12 protein-coding genes are annotated in these 17,016 nt (G+C 70.0%); 5 read left to right on the top strand and 7 right to left on the bottom strand.

What is annotated here, in order from left to right:
• The first annotated feature begins 1 nt into the window (after position 1).
• On the top strand, positions 2 to 1,411 hold the full coding sequence (locus tag AC5RTY_RS08445; RefSeq protein WP_494110054.1) for a macrolide 2'-phosphotransferase: 1,410 nt from the start codon (positions 2 to 4) through the stop codon (positions 1,409 to 1,411).
• Between the two features lie 70 nt (positions 1,412 to 1,481).
• Here the strand turns inward: AC5RTY_RS08445 and AC5RTY_RS08440 are convergent, their stop codons facing one another.
• Genes AC5RTY_RS08440 through AC5RTY_RS08430 form a run of 3 tightly spaced genes read right to left on the bottom strand, consistent with a single transcriptional unit; the run spans position 1,482 to position 8,457 of the window.
• Positions 1,482 to 4,835 (bottom strand): ATP-dependent helicase, encoded by a 3,354-nt coding sequence (locus tag AC5RTY_RS08440; RefSeq protein WP_494139359.1) that lies wholly within the window; start codon positions 4,833 to 4,835, stop codon positions 1,482 to 1,484.
• A complete protein-coding gene (locus AC5RTY_RS08435) occupies positions 4,832 to 8,086 on the bottom strand; it encodes an ATP-dependent helicase (protein ID WP_494110056.1) in 3,255 nt (1,084 codons plus the stop codon). Before AC5RTY_RS08435 ends, AC5RTY_RS08440 begins: the two co-directional genes overlap by 4 nt.
• Positions 8,083 to 8,457, bottom strand: a complete 375-nt coding sequence (locus tag AC5RTY_RS08430; RefSeq protein ID WP_494110057.1) for an MGMT family protein — start codon at positions 8,455 to 8,457, stop codon at positions 8,083 to 8,085. Before AC5RTY_RS08430 ends, AC5RTY_RS08435 begins: the two co-directional genes overlap by 4 nt.
• A gap of 118 nt (positions 8,458 to 8,575) precedes the next feature.
• Between AC5RTY_RS08430 and AC5RTY_RS08425 the strand changes: the two genes are divergently transcribed.
• From AC5RTY_RS08425 to AC5RTY_RS08410, 4 genes are all read left to right on the top strand, one after another.
• Positions 8,576 to 9,274 (top strand): 3'-5' exonuclease, encoded by a 699-nt coding sequence (locus AC5RTY_RS08425; protein ID WP_494110058.1) that lies wholly within the window; start codon positions 8,576 to 8,578, stop codon positions 9,272 to 9,274.
• A gap of 191 nt (positions 9,275 to 9,465) precedes the next feature.
• The gene (locus AC5RTY_RS08420) at positions 9,466 to 10,458 is read left to right on the top strand and encodes a methionine ABC transporter ATP-binding protein (RefSeq protein WP_494110059.1); all 993 of its coding nucleotides are present in this window, start codon (positions 9,466 to 9,468) and stop codon (positions 10,456 to 10,458) included.
• Entirely contained in the window at positions 10,455 to 11,189 is a 735-nt protein-coding gene (locus AC5RTY_RS08415) for a methionine ABC transporter permease (RefSeq protein ID WP_494012550.1), read from the top strand. The genes AC5RTY_RS08420 and AC5RTY_RS08415 overlap by 4 nt, the downstream gene beginning before the upstream one ends.
• A gap of 160 nt (positions 11,190 to 11,349) precedes the next feature.
• Positions 11,350 to 12,189 (top strand): MetQ/NlpA family ABC transporter substrate-binding protein, encoded by an 840-nt coding sequence (locus AC5RTY_RS08410; RefSeq protein WP_494000263.1) that lies wholly within the window; start codon positions 11,350 to 11,352, stop codon positions 12,187 to 12,189.
• A gap of 115 nt (positions 12,190 to 12,304) precedes the next feature.
• On the opposite strand, the gene AC5RTY_RS08405 is transcribed toward AC5RTY_RS08410, so the two are convergent.
• The 4 genes from AC5RTY_RS08405 to AC5RTY_RS08390 all read right to left on the bottom strand — a co-directional run bounded on the left by AC5RTY_RS08405 (position 12,305) and on the right by AC5RTY_RS08390 (position 17,014).
• Entirely contained in the window at positions 12,305 to 13,582 is a 1,278-nt protein-coding gene (locus tag AC5RTY_RS08405) for an AI-2E family transporter (protein WP_494110060.1), read from the bottom strand.
• A gap of 125 nt (positions 13,583 to 13,707) precedes the next feature.
• Positions 13,708 to 15,042: a glutamate-1-semialdehyde 2,1-aminomutase gene (hemL, locus tag AC5RTY_RS08400; protein ID WP_494110061.1), complete on the bottom strand. Its 1,335-nt coding sequence runs from the start codon at positions 15,040 to 15,042 to the stop codon at positions 13,708 to 13,710.
• Positions 15,043 to 15,122: 80 nt separating this feature from the next.
• Complete coding sequence (hemB, locus tag AC5RTY_RS08395) at positions 15,123 to 16,097, bottom strand: porphobilinogen synthase (protein WP_494000266.1); 975 nt, start codon at positions 16,095 to 16,097, stop codon at positions 15,123 to 15,125.
• Positions 16,094 to 17,014, bottom strand: a complete 921-nt coding sequence (locus tag AC5RTY_RS08390; protein ID WP_494110062.1) for a uroporphyrinogen-III synthase — start codon at positions 17,012 to 17,014, stop codon at positions 16,094 to 16,096. Before AC5RTY_RS08390 ends, hemB begins: the two co-directional genes overlap by 4 nt.
• Positions 17,015 to 17,016: the final 2 nt, after the last annotated feature.

Below are 17,016 nucleotides of genomic sequence, written 5' to 3'. Positions count from 1 at the left end.
CGTGAGAAAGACACCTCTGGAGCTGGCGGCCATAGCCACCGCGGCCGTTCCCGGGTTGACGCCCACGGGCGTTGCCGGGCTGCCGGATGATGCGGCGGATTTCCAGTCCGCGGTACTCACCGATGCGTCCGGCAAGCGGTGGCGCGTGCGTTCTCCGAAGCACGCCGAGGCGAGCATGCGGCTCGAAACGGAACTGCTGGTGCTCCGGGCCTTCTCGCCCGCGATCCGCGCGGAGTTGCCTTTCCAGGTGCCCACGGTCGCCGGGACCGTCCAGCAGTCCGAGCTGCGCACCTTCGTTTACAACCACGTGCCGGGGAGCATGCTGGCGCTGGAAGCTCTGGTCGCCGCCGGCGCCGCCGTCCCGGTATCGATCGGACGGGCGACAGCCGGCATCCACGACCTGCCCCAGCGCATGGTCGACGCCGCGGATCTGCCCAGCTACACGGCCGACCAGTTCCGCCAGCGCAAGCTCAACGAACTCGACCAGGCTGCCACCACCGGCAAGATACCGCCGGCCCTGCTGCGCCGGTGGGAGCACGCCCTGGAGGACGTGGCCCTTTGGAAGTTCAATCCGTGCGTGGTGCACGGCGACCTGCACGAAGACAACCTCCTGGTCCAAGACGGCAGCGTCAGCTCGGTGACCGGTTGGACCGACCTGCGCATTGGCGATCCCGCCGATGACTTCGCGTGGCTGGTGGCCGTGCACGAACAGTCGTTCGCCGACGTCGTGCTGGAGTCCTACCGCAAGTACCGCAAGGACCCGGTCGATCCCCACCTGATGCGCCGGGCAGCGCTGTCCGCCGAATTCGCGCTGGCCCAATGGCTGATCCGCGGACTGGCCGCGGGCGACCAGACCATGGTTGACGAGGCGGTCGACATGCTGAACGAGCTCGAGGCCGACGTGGCCGTACACGGCGGCCAGCCCATCAGTGTCACCGCTCCCCCGCCGCCTGCCGTTCCGCCCACGGTTGCCGCTGTCCCTGCGGCTCCGGCCCGGGAACCGGCCGCCGGTTCCGAGGGCCGGAACCGTGCCGCTGAGCCGGCTGCTGCCGACCGGCCGACAGGGGACGAAGCGGCGGACGGCGAGCAGGACGGCGCCGGCAGGGCGGCTGCGGCGGGTGGGAACGGTTCGGCCGGGCAGGAGCACCGGCACGACGGACCGGCCCGCGTCCAGCTTGCCGGCCGATCCGGGAGTTCCAAGGTCACGCTGCTCCCGGTTGAGGGGCCTGACGTCGATCCAGCTCCTCCGGCACCGCCCGCGGCGGAACAGGACGCCGCGGAGCCTGCGCCGCCGGAGAACGGCGGCGCCGACGGCGCAGCGGCCGCCGGCAAGGAGGCCCGGCCGGTTAAGGAAGCCGAGCCTGCGTCCGCGGACACCACGGCACTTCCGATCATCAACCAGCGGCGCTGACACTGCTGCGCGGCGCCGCTGACCGCTGACCGCTGCTGTGCGGGGCGCTGACCGCTGCCGCGCGGCGGCCCTACGCGTAGGCCCGCAGCACCGCCGCCTCCAGCTCCGCCTCGCCGGCCAGGCCGTGCGGGCGCACCAGTTTGTCCTGCCCGACGTAGTAAAAGGCGGCCTTGACGCGGTCCAATTCGATGCCGTGCAGGCGTGCCCACGCCAGCCGATAGACGGCCAGCTGCACCGACTTCACCGACAATTGCCGGCCCGTCGGCGCGGTTCCGGTCTTCCAGTCGATCAGGTCCCAGCTGCCGTCGGCGTCGCGGAACACGGCGTCGATGCGCCCGCGCACCACGACGCCGCCGACGCGGGTCTCGACGGGCACTTCGATGGCTGCCGGGACCCGGTTGGCCCATTCGGATGCCTTGAAGTTCTCGACCAGTCCGGCCAGCTCATAGGCCTCGTCGACGAAGGCGTCGGCCGCGTCCGGGTAGGCCTCGAGATCTAACATCCCCGTGGTGCCGAAGTATTCCTCGATCCAGCTGTGGAAGGCGGTACCCTTTCTGGCGGCCATGCCGGGCTTCCGGGGCACCGGGCGCCGCAGGCGCCGCGTGACTTCTTCCGGGTCGTCGGCCAGGTCCACCAGCAGCGACGCGGAGATGTGCGCCGGCAGCTCCACCTCGCCGGCGGTCGGTGCGGCATTGTGGCGTTCCAACAGCAGCCTGGCCTCATGGGCCCAGGTCGAGTCCGCGGCCGGCTGCCGGTGCTGTGCCAGCGACTCCAGCACGGCCTGCGCGGCCTGTTCCATGGCCGCCCGGCGGCCCGGACGCTGCCGCTGCGGGACACCGCTGCGGTAGACCCGCGGCCCTTCCAACGGGTCGAAGGGCCACATGGCTGTTTCCACTTCGGCCCGAAACGGATTCTCCGGCCCGAGTTCCTCGTCCCCTACCCATTGCCGCACTTGCACTGCCGTGGGTTCGTCCTGTGACATTGCGTGCAGTTCGGCCAGGAAGGCCGACACGGCCGTGGGCTTGACCTTGCTGCCGGTCCAGCCGGCGGAGCTGCAGACCAGCAGGTGCTTGGCCCGGGTGTAGGCGACGTAGGCCAGCCGGCGCTCTTCGTCTTCACCGTGTGCCTGGACTTCCGACTTGTAGTCCGCTTCCGCGTTCAGCCAGGACAACTGGTCCGGCTGGTCGGTATCCCACTGGGGAAGGTCGGACCGGTCTCCGCGCAGCGGCCAGGGCAGGGCGGCGTGGCCGCTGCTCCACCGGTTGTCCGAGGAGGAGGGGAAGGCGCCGTCGTTGAGTCCGGGGACGAAGACTGCGTCCCATTCGAGCCCCTTGGAAGCGTGCACGGTCAGCAGCTGCACGGCATCGTGCCGCACGTCCACCTGCGCCATGTCCAGGCCTCCCTCTTCGGCGGCAGCCGCTTCCAGCCACGCCAAAAAGGCCAGCAGGTCCACGCGCTGCGATGTCTGCATGAACGCTGCCGCCGCGTCGTGGAAAGCATCAAGGTTGCGCCGCGCCTGGTGGATGCTCTGCCCGGGTTTGGAGGCAACCTCGATGTCCAGCAGCATGGTGCGTTCCACCTCGCCCAGCAACAGCGTCAGGTCGTCGCCGACGAAGCTGCGCAGGTAGCGGACCTCTTCCGCGAGGCGCCCCAGACGCTCCAGCGCGACGGGTGTCAGCGACCGCCCGTGGCGCGAGGTCCAGCCCGGCTTGGGCAGCCGGTCCAGCGCCTCGACCAGGGACGCGGCCTCGGCCAGGTCCTGTTCGACGACGGCCTCCCCCGCGGCCTCGTCCCGGTCCAGCTCGGCGGCCTCGCCTGCCGTTGCCGCGCGGCGCCGGCTCTCCAGGAACCGGGACCAATCGGCCAGGGCCATCAGGTCCGCCGGTCCGATCCGCCAGCGTGCCCCCGCCAGCAGCCGCATCAGCGCGTCGGACCGTCCCGGATCAGCCAGGACGCGCAGGGTCGCCACGAGGTCCACGATCTCCGGCTGTGCCAGCAGCCCGGCCAGCCCGATGATTTCGTAGGGAATGCCCCGCTCTTCGAGTACCTTGGCGATGCCCGGGATCTGTGCCCGCCGCCGGCACAGCACGGCGGTGCTGACGGGTTCGGCACGGCCGGTTTCAGGCTCCCGGGCGAAAACCGTCTTCCGTGCCCGTTCGATCGCGTCGGCGAGGGCGAGGGTCTCCTCCGCCTCGGTCGCGTAGCGCCCCAGTGCCACCGTTCCTTCCGTGGCTCCCGGCCGTGGGCGCAGCGGCGGAACGCTGATCCGGCCGGGGCGCGGACGGTTCGGGTCTTCCCGGTTCAGCGGTGCCGAGATCCGGTTGGCCATCCGCAGGATGTTGATGCTGTTGCGCCAGGCCACCGTGAGGAAACCGGCGGGAGCCGGGGCCCGCCGGCCGTCGTCGCCCACCAGGGGAAAGTGCTCCCGGAAAGCGAAGAGCTGGCCGGCGGAGGCACCGCGGAAGCCGTAGATGGACTGGTTCGGGTCGCCCACTGCGGTGACGGCATGCCCGTCGCCGAACAGTTCGGAGAACAGCACCATTTGGGCGTGGGAGGTGTCCTGGAATTCGTCCAGCAACACGACTTTGTAGCGGCTGCGTTCCAGCTGGCGGGCCTGCGGCACTTCACGGGCGATGCGGGCCGCGAGGGAGACCAGGTCACCGAAATCCAGCACCCCCCGTTCCCGCTTTGCCCGGTTGTAGCCGGCCGCCAGGTTGGCCACGGTGATCCGGGTCCGCAGCCGGTCCAGCAATTTCTTCACCTCCGCCTTGGCCTGCTTGGTGCTGCCGTCGATGTAGGGAAGGGCGGCGATCCGCTCCACCTCCTCCGCGAGGTAGCCGGCAGCCTGGTCCGGGGTGACCAGATGCTCCGAGCATTCCCCGGCGAACTGCATCACGGCGTTGACCAGGGTCGATTTGCCGGCCACCAGGTGCTCGATGGGGCCGTCGTACGCCTCCACGCAGTGGCTGGCCAGCTGCCAGGACTGCGCGGTGCCCAGCAGCACCACGTCGCGTTCAATTCCCAGGCGCAGCCCGTAGTCGCTGACCAAACCATTGGCGTACGAGTGGTACGTCGAGACCTTCGGTTCCACCAGTCCGGCAGCATCGTCGACCTCCTGCGGCAGCAGGCCCTTGCGGTCCAGCTTGGCCAGCTGCGCGCGGATCCGGGCTGCCAGCTCGCCTGCGGCCTTGCGGGTGAAAGTGACGCCGAGGATTTCATCCGGGCGGACAAAGCCATTGGCCACGAGCCAGACAACGCGGTCGGCCATTGTCGCCGTCTTGCCGGAACCCGCGCCGGCGATGACCAGCATCGGCTGCAGCGGGGAGCTGATGATGGCCGACTGTTCGGCTGTCGGCAGGTGCTGGCCCAGCAGTCCGGCAAGCTCTTCCGGGCTGTAGGTTGTGGTGACCGTTCCTATGCTCATTCGGTGACCTGCCTTCCTTCTGCGCACAGGGGACAAATTTCCGGTGCACGGCAGCCGTGACCGCCGTTGCCGGACCGCTGCGGATCGTGCCGGGCCTCGAATTCGGAAGCGGCCATGAGCGCCGCGGCCTCGTGGATCATCGCTGTGGCCCAGTCTTCGCCATCGGCCAGGCTCTCCTGCTGCTGGACTTTGACCGATTTCAGGTCCTGTCCCAGTTGGACCAGGGAAGCGCCGCCCGGGGCTGACGCATGTTCGGGGAATCCTCCGGCCTGGACCGCCGCCTGGTAGCTGCCCAGCTGCGGGTGCCGCTCCAGTTCTGCCTTGGTCGGGGCAGCGCGTCCCGTTTTCAGGTCCACGATGTGGAGCCGCCCGTCGGCGTCCAGTTCCAACCGGTCCACCTGTCCACGCAGCCTGGCCACGCGTTCCGGACCCGGCAGGTCAACCGAGAAGTCCTGTTCCACGCCGACCAGGCTCCGGCCCTCCGCACGCATCTGGATCACATACTGGGCCAGTCTCCGGACCATTCCTTCGGCACGGTTGAAGTCAAGCCGTCCCTCCCAGTTCTCCTTCATCCCCAACTGCGGCCAGCGTCGGACCAGTTCGGCCACGTATTCCGTTCCCGTGCCCGCGGGGATGTCTTGCGCAATTCCGTGGACCAGGGTGCCCAGGCTGCGGGCGAAGTCGGTGGCCGCTTCGCCCCCTGCCGCTTGGATGAACCAGTCGAGCGGGGATTTCTGGACGGCTTCCACCTTTGAGGGGGAAACCGGGACGGGTTCCCCCTCCGGAACGACCGGTGCCGTGCTGCTCAGCGGCAGCAGTCCCCACCAGTCGCGCGGGTGAGCGCCGGGCACCGGCACCGGGCTGGCCGCCAGCAGGGCGAGCACGGCGGCCGCATCCGCCGCCTCTCCCGGACGGGTCGAGGCTTGCTGGGCGGCCTGCCGGAGTTCCGCTGCCAAGGCACGCACGGTTCGCGGGCGGAGGACTTCGGTCGCCGGACGGGGGGTTTCCGGATCCAGCCATGGCTCAACCAGATCGAGGAACTGGGACGGCTGGGCGTCTTCGGACTGCACCGCCGTGCAGATCAGCCGGCGTTCGGCGCGCGAAATGGCCGTGGAGAAACTGCGCAATTCGTCGTACCGGATTTCCCGCAGCCGGGTCACCGCGTCGATCCGCCGGGCCTCCTCGACGCCGCGCTCCAAAACCTCCACGAACTCCGTGCTGCCCAGCAGTTCGCCACGCAGCCTGGTGTTCGGCCACACCCCCTCCTGGACGCCCGCCACGATGACCAGCGGCCAGCCCCGGCCCGCCGCCGAGGCGGGCGTGAGCAGTTCCACGGCTTCCCGCACCTGGGCGCGCGGCGCGAGGTTGTCCATCGGCAGTTCCTGGTTCAACAGGTATTCCAGGAACTGCCGCGGGCTCGAGCCGGGGAGTTGGTCCACATACCGCTCGGCGGTCTGGAACAGCGCCATCATGGCGTCGAGGTCCCGGTCGGCCCGCACGCCGACCGGGCCGCCTTGCAGTGCCTGTGCCGCCCAGCGATCGGAGAGCCCGGTGGCGGACCACAGTGCCCACAGCACCGTCTCGGCGTTGGCCCCCGGCTCGGCCGCCGCGTCCCGACCGGCCTTGAGCATCCGCGCGATCCTCCTGGCGGATCCGCCTTCCCTTCCGAGCGTGCCGAGGAACACGGGGTCGCCGATCGCTTCCACGAGCAGGGAATCGCTGGACCGGCCCCCGCCGCCGAGCAGCTCTTCGCGCCTTAGTGCCTGGCGCAGGCGGCGCAGGTCGATCGCCGTCGCGCCGCCGATCCTGGAGGTCAGGAGGGCGACGGCAGCGTCGGGGGTGAGTAGTTCCGGCTCCAGGGCCACGGCCAACGCGTCCAGCAGCGGCCGGACCGCGGCCTCGTCGCGCACCGCGCTTTCGGCAACCGGGACCTTGACCGCGATGTCCTGGCCGGTGAGGTAGCGGGCGAGGGCCGAGAGCTGGCCGCCGGTGCGGACGATCACGGCCATCTCGCTGAGCCGGTAGCCCTCGAACAGCCTGGCTTCCAGGATCCGCTGCGCCACATAGCGGTGCTCGTGGACCGGCGACGCGACCACGTGCGAACTGGCGGCGGGCGCGTCGTTCCGGTCCGCGCCGCCGTGGGCGGTTCCGCTCCCGGTTTCTGCTTCCGCACCGGGATGGACGAGGTCGCGGGCGCGGTGCGCCCCGGCGACCTGCGAGATCCGGGCGGCAGCTGACTGCCAGGCGGTTGCGACTCCGGGAGCCATCCGGTGCGAACTGGTGAGGACCAGCGTGTGCAGCGGCCTGTCCGGTGTGCCAACCAGCCCGGGCAACTTGCCGAGGACATCCGGACGGGCGCCGCGGAACCCTTGGACGACGGTGTCCGGCGAGGCCGCGAAGACGGCATCCTGTCCCTCCGCAAGCAAGGCCAGGAGCTCGAAGACCGCGGGGTTGGCTTCCTGGAGGTCGTCCGCCAGGATCAGCCGGAGGCGGCTGCGCTCCCGCTCCAGCAGGCCGGGATGCTCCAGCAGCAGCTGGCGTGCCGAAGTGATGATTCCGGCCGGGTCGAAGGCCTCGGGCATCCGGAGGTCGATCACGTCACGGTACTCGCGATACAGCCGGGCCGCCGCCATCCAGTCCGCCCGGCCATACTCTGCGCCCAACTGTTCCAGTTGCCCTGCGGTGCTGCCGTACTCGGTCAGCCGGTCGAAGAGCTGGCGGACCTCCTGCCGGAAGCCGCGGGTCGCCAGAGCCTGCTGCAGGTCTTCCGGCCAGCCGGCCCCCGGGCCGTAGCCGGCACGATGGCCGGCCAGCAGTTCGGCGATGATCTGGTCCTGCTCGGGTCCGGACAGCAGCCGGGGCGCGCGCTCCACCAGCGGCAGCAGTCCTTCCACCCGTGCCCGTCGGATCAGGTCGAAGGCATAGGCCGACCAGGTCCTGGTCGGGGTGGTGCCCAGGCTGCGGTTGAGGCGCCCGGTCAGCGCGTCGCGCAGGCGCGCGGCCGCCAGCCGGTTCGGGGCCAGGAACAGCAGGTTCGCCGGGTCAAGTCCGGTTTCCTCCACGCGGTGCACCGCGAGTTCCACCAGAGCGGTCGATTTTCCCGTACCCGGGCCGCCGAGGACCAGCACCGGACCGCAGCCGGCGGGCAGGTCGATGACCTGCGCCTGGTCCGGACTCGGAAGCGGGGCACCGGCGGATCCGGTTTCGGGCCGGACCAGTTGCAGCCCGGCCGACGGCTTGGTCTCGATCATGGCCCCATCCCATCAGCCGGTTCGGACACTTTGCGCCGGAGCTCCTCGATCGCTGCGTATGCTTCAGGCCCGGGCACCCAACGGGCTTCCGCCATGCGCACCCTGGCCGGCCACGCCGCCGGCTCCGTCAGGGGCGTGCCTTCCCGGCGGTAGTGCGCCACAGCCTGTTCCATCAGCTCACCGGGCAGGGAACCGTTGGCACGAATAACGCGCCACCACGGAACCGCCGCGCCGTGCAGGGACAGGATCCTGCCGACCAGCCGGGCGCCTCCGGCGTCGAGCAGCTCGGCGACATCGCCATAGGAGAGCACCCGGCCCCGCGGAATGATCGCGGCAAGGTCGAGGACCGCCTCTACTATCGCCTCGCGCATTACACCAGTGTAATTTAGCGGCCCCGCGAGGCCTGCACCGGCGGGCTGCGGGAGCCGCTTCCACACACCGCGCGGCGCCTCCCCGGGATTGTCCGATCCGCCGGATAGCGTTGCGGACATGAACAGCTGGCATACCGGTCCCCGCGCCGCCTTCGATCTCGAAACCACGGGCCGTGATCCCCACACCGCGCGGATCGTGACGGCGTCCATCGTCCTGGTCGACGCGGCGGGACAGCCGCTGCAGGAGCGGGAGTGGCTGGTGGACCCCGGAGTGGAGATCCCTGTGGAAGCCGCCGCAATCCACGGGGTCAGCACCGAACGGGCCCGCAGCGAGGGCCTGCCCGCGGCAATTGCCACCGCCGGTATCGCCGAGGCACTGACCGGCTACTTCGACGCGGGCATCCCGGTCATGGCCTTCAACGCCGCCTACGATTTCACCGTGCTGGCACTCGAATGCTCGCGGTACGGCCTGCCGGCCCCGGCGGCGGCTCCGGTGATCGATCCGTATGTCCTGGACAAGCAGGTGGACCGCTACCGGCGGGGGAAGCGCACCTTGGGGGCGCTGTGCGAACTTTACGGCGTCCGTCTCGACGCGGCGCACACGTCGGCGGCGGACGCCCTGGCCACCATCGGCGTCGCGGATGCCCTCGCCCGCCGCTACGCCGGATTGTGCATCGGCGCGGCCGAGCTGCATGCCCTGCAGGTCGACTGGTGCGCACAGCAGGCGGCAAATTTCGAGGCCTGGCTGCGGCGCAAGGATCCGGAAGCCGTCGTGGACGGGGTCTGGCCGGTGCGCCTGACGCCCGCCGCTGTCTGACCCTGCCCCGGCCGGCACGAGCGCACGCGCCCGGCCCCTGAGTCAGCGCGGCGCTGTCAACTTCGGGTCGCCGTATGACGCAACGTCCCGTCGAATTCTGGCGTGTTGTCGCGGCTGTCATAATTAATCCTTGATGGCGGCACATGCTATGGCGGCTGTCGCCGCTTCAGACATCGATTCCCCGAGGTTCCATGATCACCGTTACCGACCTGCGCAAGGTCTACCGCCAAGGCGGCCGCGAAGTGGTGGCCCTGGACGGCGTCAGCCTGTCCGTCCCCAGGGGCACCGTCCACGGCATCGTCGGCCATTCCGGTGCCGGCAAATCCACGTTGGTGCGTTGCCTGACCCTCCTGGACAGCCCGACGTCCGGATCGGTATCGATCAACGGGGCCGAGCTCAGTGCCGCCCGCGACGCCGACCTGAGGTCGGCCCGGCGCCGCATCGGGATGATCTTCCAGCACGCCAACCTGATGGACTCCCGCACCACCGCCCAGAATGTGGCGCATCCCCTGGAGATCGTCAAGACGCCCAAGGCGTCCATCCGCGCCAAGGTTTCGGAGCTGATCAGGCTCGTCGGCCTGGAGGGGTTTGAGGACGCCTACCCGTCCCAGCTCTCCGGCGGCCAGCGGCAGCGGGTCGGCATCGCCCGCGCCTTGGCTTCGGACCCGGACGTGCTGCTCTGCGACGAGCCCACGTCGGCCCTGGACCCGAAGACCACCGACGAAATCCTGACCCTGATCCGTGACCTGACCGAGCGGCTCCAACTGACCGTGCTGGTGATCACGCACGAGATGCAGGTCATCAAGCGCATCTGTGATTCGGTGTCGCTGCTGGAGGCCGGCCGGATCGTCGAACACGGCCCGTTGCGCGAGGTCGCCGCCGACCTGGGCGGCCGCCTCTCGAGCACGCTGCTGCCGCTGCCTTCGGCCGAGGCGACCGGCGGGGGCACGATGCTGGAAATCCTCTATTCCGGCGAACGCGCGTCGGAGCCTGTGCTGACCGGGGCTGCCCGGGCCTTCGGCCTGGACCTGAACGTCCTGGCCGGCAGCGTGGAGTCGCTGGCCGGCACCCAGTTCGGCCACCTGCGCATCGAACTGCCGGCCGGGGCGGACACGGCTGCCCTCACCGAGCACCTGGTCGGCCAGGGCGTTGCCGTCCGCGTCCTGCAGGAGGAAGCGGCATGAACTTCATCGACGAACTGACAACCAACCCGGGCATCACCAATGCCCTGCCGGAAGCGATCGGCGAAACGTTGCTGATGGTCGGGGTCTCGGGGGCTTTCACCCTGCTGATCGGCCTGCCGCTGGGCATCTTCCTCTACACCAGTGCGCCCGCCGGGCTGCGGCCCATGCCGGTGACGAACCGGATCGTGTCGGACATCATCGTGAACATCACCCGGTCCATTCCGTTCGCCATCCTGATGATCTCGCTGATCCCGCTGGCCCGGGTCATCACCGGCACCTCGATCGGTGCCTTGGCCGCCTGCGTCTCGCTGACCATCGGCACGGTGCCGTTCTTCGCCCGCCTGGTGGAAACCGCGCTGCGGGATGTGAGCTCCGGCAAAATCGACGCGGCCCTCGTCATGGGTTCCACCCGCCTGCAGGTCGTGGCCAAGGTCCTCGTTCCCGAGGCTTTGCCCGGGCTGGTCGCCGCCTTGACGACGACGTTGGTCACGCTCGTGGGATACTCCGCCATGGCGGGCCTCACCGGCGGCGGCGGCCTCGGCCAGCTCGCCTACAACTATGGCTTCCAGCGGTTCGACACCACCGTCATGGTGGTCACCATCGTGATCATGGTGGTCCTTGTCCAGCTGATTCAATGGATCGGCGACGCCGTGGCCCGGCGGGTGGACCACCGCAGCGCTTCCACCGCAGGCTCGAAGCGCCGGCGGCATGAGCCGGTAACCGCTGTCTGAGCGCAACGTCCGCGACCGTGTCGGGACACCGCCGTCCCGCCCCCACGCTTCCCGCCCGCCTCAAGGGCAGCGGAAGAATGCAGCCAGTAGCCGCTAGCTGCACCACATCCGGGACGAGCCGACTTCGGCCGGCCCGGTCATTCGAAAGGAACGCACGCAGATGCGTAAAGCACTAACGCTCATTGGTACCGGCCTGGCTGCGGCCTTGGCGCTGACGGCTTGCGGTGGATCCGAATCCACCCCCAGCGCCGAGACCACGCTGGATCCGGCCAATCCCGTCACCGTCACGGTCGGTGCCACTCCCGTGCCGCAGGGCCGGATCCTGGAATTCGTGGATGAGAACCTGGCCCAGGAAGCCGGGATCGATCTGGAGATCAAGGAATTCACCGATTACCAGACCCCGAACATCGCCCTGAGCGACGGCTCGCTGGATGCCAACTACTTCCAACATCTGGCCTTCTTTGAGCAGCAGGTGGCTGACAAGGGCTACGACTTCGAACATGGCGAAGGCATCCACATCGAGCCGTACGCCGGGTTCTCGTCGAAGCACCAGAGCGTCGACGACCTTGGCGAGGGCGCAACCATTGCGATCACCAACGACCCGGGGAACCAGCCGCGCGCACTCAAGATGCTCGAAACGGCCGGGCTGCTGACCGGGATCGAGGACGATTCGGCGGCGCTGACGCTGACCGCGGAGCAGAACCCCAAGGGCCTGAAATTCGAGGAGAACCAGCCGGAAATCCTGGTCCAGTTGATCGAGGATCCGAAGATCGACCTGGCCATCATCAATGGCAACTTCATCCTGGATGCGGGGCTGAACACCGACGATGCAGTGGTCGTCGAGTCCTCGGAGAACAACCCGTATGCCAACTTCCTGGTCTGGAACGCCGGTGACGATAATCCTGCCGTGGCGAAGCTCGAAGAGCTGCTCCACTCGCCGGACGTGAAGAAGTTCATCGAGGAAACGTGGCCCAACGGCGACGTCTTCCCCGCTTTCTAGTCAGTCCCGAACCGCTGGCGTGAGCGGCAACGGCTGACGCCAGGAAGGTCCCCGGAAGCTTGGGCTTCCGGGGACCTTCTGTGTCCGGCCGATATCTGGCCGGCGGCGTGCCTGGTCAGCGGCCTCGCCGGACCGGCGCGGGTTCCTCCGCGGAGGTCCTTCCCGACATCACCTGGATCACCACCCAGCCCACGGCGGTGACCGGAACGGCCAGGACGGCGCCGATGATGCCGCCCAAGATGGTTCCCGCGGTCAGGGCCAACAGGATCACCAGCGAGTGCAGGCTCACCGAGCGGCCCATCACCACCGGCTGCAGGAAGTTGCCCTCCAGCTGCTGCACGATGATCACGACGGCGACCACTACCAGCGCGGCCACCGGCCCGTTGGCCACCAGCGCCACCAGGGTCGCCAGCACGCCGGCGATGGTGGCTCCGACGATCGGGATGAAGCCGCCGATGAAAATCAGCACCGAGAGCGGCAGCGCCAGCGGTACCTGCAGGATGAACAGGGCGAGTCCGATGAAGAAGGCGTCGACGGCCGCGACGGTGGCGGTGCCCCGCACGTAGCTGCCCAGCACGTCCATGGCGCGCGACCCGGCCAGCTCAAGCTGCGGCCGCTTGGCCGCCGGGAACCAGCTGAGCAGGAAACGCCAGATGCGCGGCCCGTCCTTGAGGAAGAAGAAGAGGATCACGGCCATCAGGACGGCCCCGGTGACGACTTCGGCCGCGGTCGACAATCCGCTCAGCGCGCTGCGTCCCACCGTGGCGCTGGTCAGGAAGTCGACCACCCCGGCGAGCGCCTCGTCGATCTGCTGCTGGCTGACCGGCAGCGGGAAGGTGGCCAGGAACTCCTGCAGCTGCATCCAGCCCTCGCGGGCGGAGCTGACCAGCTCGTCCGCTTCGCTGCGGACCGCGAAGACGATCCCGGTGATCACGCCGCCGAGCACCACGAGGATCCCGAGGAACGCCGTCGCCGTGGCCAGCGCCGCGGACCAGCCCCAGCCGCGCAGCAGCCGCACCACCGGGCCCACGGCCGCCGCCAGGATCAGGGCGATCAGGACGGGAATGACGAGGAGCCGCAGCTGCAACAGCCCGTAGATCACCACGCCGGCCAGCAGCAGCGTGAGCAGCAGCTGTGCGGAACGGGTGGCCGTTCGTCCGAGTCCGTCGGACCAGATCGCGCGGGGCGGCATGGGCGCCGGGGCCGGATCCAGCCGTGACTGCACCGGGGCGGGGGCCGGCTCGGTCCCGGACCGCACCGGCGGCGGCACGGCCTCCGCCAGGGGCGTCGCGGCGTCCGCCAGGGGCGGGGCGGCGTCGTCCGCGGCCTCCGGGCGGAGCGTCTCGGCGTCGTAGTCTTCCGGTGTTTGCCTGCGCCTGGAGAACAGGCCCATCTGCACGCTCCTGGGTTCGCGCGGCGGTTCCGTGTACCGCCGTCAGCATCAGTCTGCCATGCCGCTGTCCCCGGGACCGGGCGGCAGGCGGACGGCACCCTTCGCCCCCGGCACCGGAGTTGCGGTCAGGCCGGCGGCGTGGCTGCCGCGGCAGCCCGCGCGGCCGCCGGCAATGCGGCGAAGATTTTCTCCATCGCGGCGTCGTCGTGCGCCGCCGAAAGGAACCACGCTTCGAACACCGACGGCGGCAGGTAGACGCCGGCGTCGAGCATGGCATGGAAGAAGGGGGCGTAGCGGAAGACTTCCTGGCCCTGGGCGTCGGCGTAGTTGTGGACGCCGTTGGCCGAGGTGCCGAAGGCCACGCTGAACAGGTTCCCCGCGGTCTGGATGCTGTGGTCCACGCCGGCCTTGGACAGGGCGGCGGTCAGCGCGGCCTGCAGTTCGAGCGAGCGGGCGTCGATCGCCGCGTAGACCGCGGGCGTCGCGGCGGTCAGGGTCGCGACGCCGGCCGCCATGGCGATCGGGTTGCCGGAGAGCGTGCCGGCCTGGTAGACGGGACCGGACGGCGCCAGGTAATCCATCACGTCGGCGCGGCCGCCCAGGGCCGCCACCGGCATGCCGCCGCCGATGACCTTGCCGAAGGTCAACAGGTCGGGCACGAACGGATCGGCTGCCCCGTCGGCTCCCCCGGTCAGGCCCCAGTAGCCGGCGTAGCCGGTGCGGAAGCCGGTCAGCACCTCGTCCAGGATCAGCAGCGCCCCGTGCTCCCGGGTGATGCGGGACAGGGCCGCGTTGAAGCCGTCGGCGGGGGTGACCACGCCCATGTTCGCGGGGGCCGCTTCGGTGATGACGGCGGCGATCTGGCTGCCGCGGGCGGCGAACACTTCCTCGACGGCGGCGATGTCGTTGTACGGCAGCACCAGGGTCTCCGCGGCCGTCGCCTCGGTGACGCCCGCAGAACCCGGCAGGGCCAGGGTGGCCACGCCCGAGCCCGCGGCGGCCAGCAGCCCGTCCAGGTGCCCGTGGTAGCAGCCGGCGAACTTCACGACCAGGTTGCGGCCGGTGTAGCCGCGGGCCAGGCGCACGGCGGTCATCGTGGCCTCGGTGCCGGTGGAGACCATGCGGAGGCGCTCGACGGCGGAGACCCTGCCGACGACCAGGGCCGCCAGTTCGGATTCGGCGGGCGTGGAGGCGCCGAAGGACAGTCCCCGGTCCACGGCCGTGTGCACGGCCTCGAGGACGGCCGGATGGGCGTGGCCCAGCAGGGCCGGGCCCCAGGAGCACACGAGGTCTACGTACTCGCACCCGTCGGCGTCGGTGAGGTAGGCCCCCTTGGCACCGACCATCATGCGCGGCGTCCCGCCGACGGAGCCGAAGGCCCGGACCGGTGAGTTCACCCCGCCGGGCATCAGCTGGCGGGCGCGTTCGAAGAGTTCCTCGGAGCGGATGGCTTCAATCATGGTCTTGGGTCCTTTCGGGACAGCGGAATCCGCTGCGGACGGGTCGTGGGGCGCGGCAACCGGCGGCCGACGGTGAACGGTTACTTCAGCCAGCGGGCGATTTCCGGGGCCCAGTAGGTCAGCACCATGTCGGCGCCGGCGCGGCGGATGCCCAGGACAGATTCCAGGATGGCCGCCTTCCGGTCGATCCAGCCATTGGCGGCGGCTGCCTCGATCATCGCGTACTCGCCGGAGATCTGGTACGCGGCCACCGGCACCGGAGACATCTCCGCCACGTCGGAGAGGATGTCCAGGTAGCTCATCGCGGGTTTGACCATGACCATGTCCGCGCCTTCGGCCAGGTCCAGTTCCACTTCCCGGATGGCTTCGCGCCGGTTGGCGGCGTCCATCTGGTAGGTCCGCCGGTCCCCGGTCAGCTGCGAGTCGACCGCTTCGCGGAACGGCCCGTAGAAGGCCGAGGCATACTTTGCGGCGTACGCCAGGATGGAGACGTCCTGGTAGCCGGCCTCGTCGAGTGCCTGCCGGATCACCGCCACCTGTCCGTCCATCATGCCGGAGGGACCGAGCACGTCCGCGCCGGCAGCCGCCTGGGCGACGGCCATTTCCGCGTAGATCGACAGCGTGGCGTCGTTGTCGACGGTGCCGTCGGGGGCCAGCACGCCGCAGTGGCCGTGGTCGGTGAACTCGTCCAGGCAGACGTCGCCCATCACCACCAGGTCGTTCCCGACCTCCGCTTTCACGTCGGCGATGGCGCGGTTCAGCACGCCGTCGGGATCCACTCCGGCGCTGCCCGTGGCGTCGCGCACCTGGGGAACTCCGAAGAGCATGATGCCGCCGAGGCCCAGCTCCACGGCCTCGGCAGCCGCGCGCTTGAGCGTGTCGGTGGTGTGCTGGACCACGCCCGGCATGGACTGCAGCGGCACCGGTTCGCTGAGGCCTTCGCGGATGAAGGCGGGCAGGATCAGCTGGTTCGGGTGGGTCCGGACCTCCGCCGTCATCCGGCGGATCGCCTCGGTGGCCCGCAGCCGGCGCGGCCGGTGGGAGGGGAAGCTCATGGCGTTCCTTCTGGTTCGGTGGGATGGTTTTCAAGCGACCGCGCCAGGGCGTCGGCGATTCCGGGCGGCGTCGGTTCGGCAGCGGTGGCGGCGATCTCCAAGCCCAGTTCGGCGGCCTGCCGAGCGGAACTGGTGCCGATCGCGATCAGCCGCATTCCGGCCGGCCACGGGTCAAGGAGTCCCGCCAGCCGCCTGGTGACGCTGGGCGAGGTCAGGACGACGGCGTCGATGGCGCCGTTGCCGGCGCGGCTGCGGAAATCCGCGGCCGTGATGAGTTCCAGGTCGTCGGCGGGCTCGCGGGCGGCGATCTCCAATTCCGCGGTCAGGCGGAGCTCGGGACGGGCGGGGTAGTCCACCGTGCGGTAGGCGGTCACGGGCAGCACCTGCCAGCCCTTCGCCATCAGGCCTTCGAACACCGTGGGCGCCGCGATGTCGGCCTGCGGCAGCAGGACCAGCATCCGCTCGGCCGGGCCGCCGGCGGTTTCCGGCGGCAGCGGCCACGCATCGACCAAGCCGACGGCGTCCATGCTGCCGGGTGGCACCAGGTCGACGGTGAGGCCCTCGGCCTCCAGCGCCCTGGCGCTCGGGCTTCCGACGGCCGCAATCTTCGTGTCCCCTGCCAGCGCGGCGAGGCTGGTGCCACGCTCCAGGGCGCACGCCTTCAGCGCCCGCACCGTCGTGATGCTGGTAATGACCAGCCAGACGGCCTTGTTCTGCGCCAGCAGGGTCAGGGCCTGGTCCAGTTCGTCCGGCTTGTCCGTCCGTTCGAAGTCGATCAGCGGCAGGACGCTGGGGGACGCGCCGCGGCGGACCAGTTCGGCGGCCATGCCAGCCGCCCGGTCAGGGCTGCGCGGCAGCACCACCCGCAGGCCCTGTAGCTGGTTGTCCGGCGCGCCGCGCTGCCACAGCAACGCCATCG

The sequence above is a fragment of the Arthrobacter sp. Y3224055 genome (assembly GCF_059090825.1).
Note: the sequence above shows the minus strand (reverse complement) of the source record. Positions and strands in the feature narration are given on the sequence as shown.

What these genes read in the sequence shown, in the direction of transcription:
- AC5RTY_RS08440 (WP_494139359.1), bottom strand. Translation starts at nt 4,835, where the DNA reads ATGAGCATAGGAACGGTCACCACAACCTACAGCCCGGAAGAGCTTGCC.
- AC5RTY_RS08435 (WP_494110056.1), bottom strand. Translation starts at nt 8,086, where the DNA reads ATGATCGAGACCAAGCCGTCGGCCGGGCTGCAACTGGTCCGGCCCGAA.
- AC5RTY_RS08430 (WP_494110057.1), bottom strand. Translation starts at nt 8,457, where the DNA reads ATGCGCGAGGCGATAGTAGAGGCGGTCCTCGACCTTGCCGCGATCATT.
- AC5RTY_RS08425 (WP_494110058.1), top strand. Translation starts at nt 8,576, where the DNA reads ATGAACAGCTGGCATACCGGTCCCCGCGCCGCCTTCGATCTCGAAACC.
- AC5RTY_RS08420 (WP_494110059.1), top strand. Translation starts at nt 9,466, where the DNA reads ATGATCACCGTTACCGACCTGCGCAAGGTCTACCGCCAAGGCGGCCGC.
- AC5RTY_RS08415 (WP_494012550.1), top strand. Translation starts at nt 10,455, where the DNA reads ATGAACTTCATCGACGAACTGACAACCAACCCGGGCATCACCAATGCC.
- AC5RTY_RS08410 (WP_494000263.1), top strand. Translation starts at nt 11,350, where the DNA reads ATGCGTAAAGCACTAACGCTCATTGGTACCGGCCTGGCTGCGGCCTTG.
- AC5RTY_RS08405 (WP_494110060.1), bottom strand. Translation starts at nt 13,582, where the DNA reads ATGGGCCTGTTCTCCAGGCGCAGGCAAACACCGGAAGACTACGACGCC.
- hemL (WP_494110061.1), bottom strand. Translation starts at nt 15,042, where the DNA reads ATGATTGAAGCCATCCGCTCCGAGGAACTCTTCGAACGCGCCCGCCAG.
- hemB (WP_494000266.1), bottom strand. Translation starts at nt 16,097, where the DNA reads ATGAGCTTCCCCTCCCACCGGCCGCGCCGGCTGCGGGCCACCGAGGCG.
- AC5RTY_RS08390 (WP_494110062.1), bottom strand. Translation starts at nt 17,014, where the DNA reads ATGGCGTTGCTGTGGCAGCGCGGCGCGCCGGACAACCAGCTACAGGGC.